The organism is Mesorhizobium sp. M2A.F.Ca.ET.067.02.1.1, assembly GCF_004023285.1.
GTDB lineage: Bacteria > Pseudomonadota > Alphaproteobacteria > Rhizobiales > Rhizobiaceae > Mesorhizobium.
The window spans coordinates 1-4023 of sequence record NZ_RZSB01000547.1; the positions used below are offsets into that span (position 1 = coordinate 1).

Genomic DNA, 4023 nt, shown 5'->3' on the forward strand with positions numbered 1-4023 from the left:
TTCGTCACCAGCCGCATGCTGGAGCAGATCGAAAAGGTGCCGCTGGCGCCTTTGGCCGCCGACCTTCTGTCGGCGCTGACCGACGACCGCCGCCATCAAAAGCTGTTCGATGAGTTCACGCGGGTGGTCGGACGCTTCCTCAACGACGAGCGGGCGCTGGCGACGATGCGCGAGAAGATCCGCGAGGAATTACCGTCGCTGTTCAACCTGTTTCGCGCCGATGCCTATCTTTTGAAGAAGATCGTCGCTTCGGCGGGCTCGCTGCTGGATGAGGTCAGGGCCGATCCCGATCATCCGATGCGCGCCGAATTCGACCGTTTCGCGCTCGCATTCATCGAGCGGCTCAGGACCTCGAAGCAATATGCAAGGCGCGCCGAGAAGCTGAAGCGCGATTTTCTCGGCCGCCCGGAGGTGAGGGCGCTGGCCGGCGATGCGTGGGCGAGCCTGCGCCTGTTCATCGAGCAGGATGCCAATGCGGAGAAGTCGACGATCCGCGAGCACCTCTCGAACATGTTCGTCGAAGTCGGCCGGCATCTGGCCGACGACGCCAAGATCAGAGCCGACATGAACCAGGGCTTCGTCGTGGCGCTGTCTTCATTCGTGGAAAGCCAGAAGAGCGGCGTGTCGACATTCATCGCCGACCAGGTCAAGCGCTGGGACCTGGCGCAGCTGACGCGGCTGATCGAGACGAATATCGGCAAGGACCTGCAATATATCCGCTTCAATGGCATGATCATCGGCGGGCTTGCCGGCCTGGCGCTCTATACGGCGGAGCGGCTGTTTCTGGTCGATTGACGCGGGCCTAACTGGCACTATTCTCCTGCTGGCACGCCGCAAGGGCAGCAAAACGGGAGGCAGGGCATGGCAAAACAACCGGAATCCGACTCGTTCTTCGACATGTTCAGCAGGTTCGGCCGCGACCTGAAACTGCCGAATGTCGATGTCCAGGCGATCCTCGATCATCATCGCAAGAACCTCGAAGCTCTCGAGAAGTCGGCGAAGGCAAGTGCGGCCGGCGCCTCCTCGGTGCTGGCGAGGCAGCATGAGATGGTGCAGAATGCCATCAACGAGGTTACGCGGATGGCGCAGAACTACCAGGCGCCCGGCAACCCGCAGGACCTGATGAGCAAGCAGGCTGAATTTGCCCGTAAGTCGTTCGAGACGACGCTGAAGAACGCCAGCGAAGTGGCTGACCTTGTACGGAAATCCAGCACCGAATCGGTCGAGATTCTGCGCGACCGGATCAGGGATGCGATGGCGGAAATCCGCGCCGGTTACGAAAAGAAATAGGCTGTCCGGCGGTTTCGAGCCCATCATAGACCGACATGCGGTGCAACCGGCGCAGGCGCTCGAGCGTTCTGGCCTGCCCTAAAAGCATCAACTCTACCGGCGAAAATCGCGGGGCGGCGAATTGACAGAGGCTGCCGCTTCATGGTCGGGAGATAGGCAAAAGTGACGGGAAAGCCGGAATGACCGAACCACGGCGGAGAACGCCGCCGACTTTTGAACAGTTGCGCACAATGTCCGGGCAGGAACTCGGCGTGTCCGATTGGACGACGGTCGACCAGCGACGCATCGACCAGTTCGCCGAGTGCACGGGCGACCATCAGTGGATCCATGTCGATCCCGAGCGGGCAAAGCGGCAGAGCCCGTTCCGCACCACAATCGCGCATGGCTATCTGACCCTGTCGATCATCGGCGCGCTGGCGCTGGAGATGGGCATCGTGCCGGAAAACACGCAAGCCGCCTTCAACTACGGCTTCGACAAGGTGCGCTTCCTGGCGCCGGTCAAGGCCGGGGCGCGCATCAGGCTGCGCACGACGCTGCTTTCCATGGAGGATCGCGGCCCCGGCCAGTATCTTATGAAGGCCGCCAACACCGTAGAGATCGAAGGCGAGCAGAAGCCGGCGCTGACCGCCGAGACGCTGGTGATGATGTATGAGCGCCGCAAGCGGGCAGGCGCTTAGAGGCCGTTTGGAAATTCTACTCCGGCAGCCATCTGGGGGCGTTTCTGCGCTTCCGGTGCTCACGGACGCAGAGTCCGCTCCGCTCCGGTTCTCGAAACCGCACCAATGACTCGCCAGAGCGAATTTCGAAACAGCCTCTCGGCCGTAGTCATCCATGATAGCCAAGGCAGATAGCGCCTAGCGCGACAACGCCACAGGCCGCAATGCGCTTCGGCGTCAGCGTCTCGCCCAGGAAAAGCCGTCCGATCAGCACCGCGAAAACCACGCTCGTCTCGCGGATGGCCGTGATCGGACCGGCCGGCCCGAGCGCGAAGGCCGCAACCACGGCGCCGTAGGCAATCAGGGCGAAAATCCCGCCGCCAAGCGCCTTCAGCGCGTCCGGTGAACGAAAGTCCACCGTGAGCTTGCCGCGGCAGATGATGAAGGTGGCCGGGAGCAGCACGCCGTAGGTCAACAGTACCCAGGCCGTGTAGGCGCCCGAGCTTCCCACCGAGCGGACACCGATGGCATCGACCGTCGCATAGGCCGCGATGATCACGCCGGTCGCCAAGGCATACAGGATTGATTTGGTCGCCGCGCGCCCTTTGCCAAGGGAAAGGCTCATGATGCCGAGCGCGGCGAGGACGACGCCAAGGGTCTGAAGCGTGCTCAGGCGCTCGCCGGCCAGAACGAAACCACCAACCGTCACCAGGAGCGGCACAGAGCCGCGAACGATCGGGTAGACCTGTCCCAATTCACCGTAGCGATAGGCAGCCACGAGAAAGAAGCTGTAGCCGACCTGAAGGCAGGCCGAGAGAACGATATAGGGCCAGGCCGACGACGCCGGCAGGGGATGGAACAGCGCCAGCGGAACGGCGGCGATCGTCGCCGAAAAGCTCATGACCGTGACGGTCCACAGTCTGTCGCTGCCGGTTCGCAGGAAGGCATTCCAGCTGGCGTGCAGGATCGCGGCGAACAGTGCCAGGCCAATGACCGTCGCGCTCATTGCAGTTTCTCGCGCGAAGCGAGGATGGCCATTGCCGCCTTGCGGGCGTCGCGAATGGCGGCGGCTGGCTGCCCCATCCGGGCCATCAGCGTCGCGCCTTCGATCAGCATCAGCAGGGCAGCGGAAACGCTATCGGCGTCGTCGGCGGGCATCATCTCTTCGAGGATCAGCCGCATCCGGCGCTGGAGGCCGTTCTTCTGCCTGGCGGCGGCTTGAAACACCGGGTGCGCCGGATCGCCGAACTCGGCCAGGGCATGCGCGAACAGGCAGCCGTGGAAGTCGGCGCTGTGGAACCAGCGACCGTACCAGTCGAAGATTATGCCGATTTTCCGTTCGGGCGTGGCCGCCTGTTCGGCGAGACGGTCGAGTTGACGCTCGAAGCGCCCCGCACGGTAGGCCAGGACCTCGACCATCAAATCGTCCTTGCTGGGAAAGTGCCGGTACATGGTCATCTTGGCCACGTCGGCTTCGGCGATGATGCGGTCGATGCCGGTGGCGTGAAAGCCCACGCGCTTGAACAGGCCATAGGCGGTTTCAACGATATGCTGGCGCTTGTCGGTTCTGGCCGGTTCGGTCATGATAGCGGCGGTGATGAGACAGGTCTGTCTATCTACGCCTGCGCGACGAGGCCTGTCAATTGCCGGTTGGACCGGAGGCGGGAGGCAAGCGCGACGGGCCTCCGGCTTCGAGCCCGCAAGATCGCTTGGACGACCGAGGGTCGCACCTACGCGGCTTTGCGGCGGGATGCCGCCATCGCGTTATTTAGGGCCCTGAAAATGCGCTGATCTTCGCATTGCGCCACGTTGAAGCGCATGAAGCGGCCGGCGGTGTGCGACAGGCTGAAGGCGTTGCCTGGCGCCAGCACGACATTGTCCGACAGCGCCTTGCACGCGACTTCCGCCGCGTCGATGCCGTCGGGCAAGCGGCACCAGAGGAACATGCCGGCAGGCTGGTCGATCCAAGGCGTGATGCCCATTGTCTTCAGCCTGCCGGCGGTCTCGGCCATGGCGCGCGACAGGCGCGTGCGCAACTGCTCGACATGCTTGCGGTAGCTGCCGTCCTTCAACAGGG

5 protein-coding genes and 1 pseudogene are annotated in these 4023 nt (G+C 63.3%); 3 read left to right on the forward strand and 3 right to left on the reverse strand.

Translation table 11 applies throughout. The features are described from left to right. From EOA28_RS27170 to EOA28_RS27180, 3 genes are all read left to right on the forward strand, one after another. Positions 1 to 795: DUF445 family protein (locus EOA28_RS27170; RefSeq protein WP_128315469.1), on the forward strand; the 795-nt coding region annotated here is incomplete at its 5' end. 66 nt (positions 796 to 861) lie between these two features. Further along, positions 862 to 1290: a TIGR01841 family phasin gene (phaP, locus tag EOA28_RS27175; RefSeq protein WP_126082231.1), complete on the forward strand. Its 429-nt coding sequence runs from the start codon at positions 862 to 864 to the stop codon at positions 1288 to 1290. A 179-nt stretch (positions 1291 to 1469) separates the two neighbouring features. Continuing rightward, the gene (locus tag EOA28_RS27180; protein WP_095815407.1) at positions 1470 to 1967 is read left to right on the forward strand and encodes a MaoC family dehydratase; all 498 of its coding nucleotides are present in this window, start codon (positions 1470 to 1472) and stop codon (positions 1965 to 1967) included. A 148-nt stretch (positions 1968 to 2115) separates the two neighbouring features. Here EOA28_RS27180 and EOA28_RS27185 read toward each other — a convergent pair whose 3' ends face one another. The 3 genes and pseudogenes from EOA28_RS27185 to EOA28_RS27195 all read right to left on the reverse strand — a co-directional run. Then, positions 2116 to 2952: a DMT family transporter gene (locus EOA28_RS27185; RefSeq protein WP_127252962.1), complete on the reverse strand. Its 837-nt coding sequence runs from the start codon at positions 2950 to 2952 to the stop codon at positions 2116 to 2118. Continuing rightward, positions 2949 to 3530: a TetR/AcrR family transcriptional regulator gene (locus EOA28_RS27190; protein WP_127252963.1), complete on the reverse strand. Its 582-nt coding sequence runs from the start codon at positions 3528 to 3530 to the stop codon at positions 2949 to 2951. The genes EOA28_RS27185 and EOA28_RS27190 overlap by 4 nt, the downstream gene beginning before the upstream one ends. 146 nt (positions 3531 to 3676) lie before the next feature. Then, a pseudogene (locus tag EOA28_RS27195) lies at positions 3677 to 4023 on the reverse strand (PLP-dependent aminotransferase family protein); the annotation flags it as partial.

What these genes read in the sequence shown, in the direction of transcription:
- EOA28_RS27190 (WP_127252963.1), bottom strand. Translation starts at nt 3,530, where the DNA reads ATGACCGAACCGGCCAGAACCGACAAGCGCCAGCATATCGTTGAAACC.
- EOA28_RS27185 (WP_127252962.1), bottom strand. Translation starts at nt 2,952, where the DNA reads ATGAGCGCGACGGTCATTGGCCTGGCACTGTTCGCCGCGATCCTGCAC.
- EOA28_RS27180 (WP_095815407.1), top strand. Translation starts at nt 1,470, where the DNA reads ATGACCGAACCACGGCGGAGAACGCCGCCGACTTTTGAACAGTTGCGC.
- phaP (WP_126082231.1), top strand. Translation starts at nt 862, where the DNA reads ATGGCAAAACAACCGGAATCCGACTCGTTCTTCGACATGTTCAGCAGG.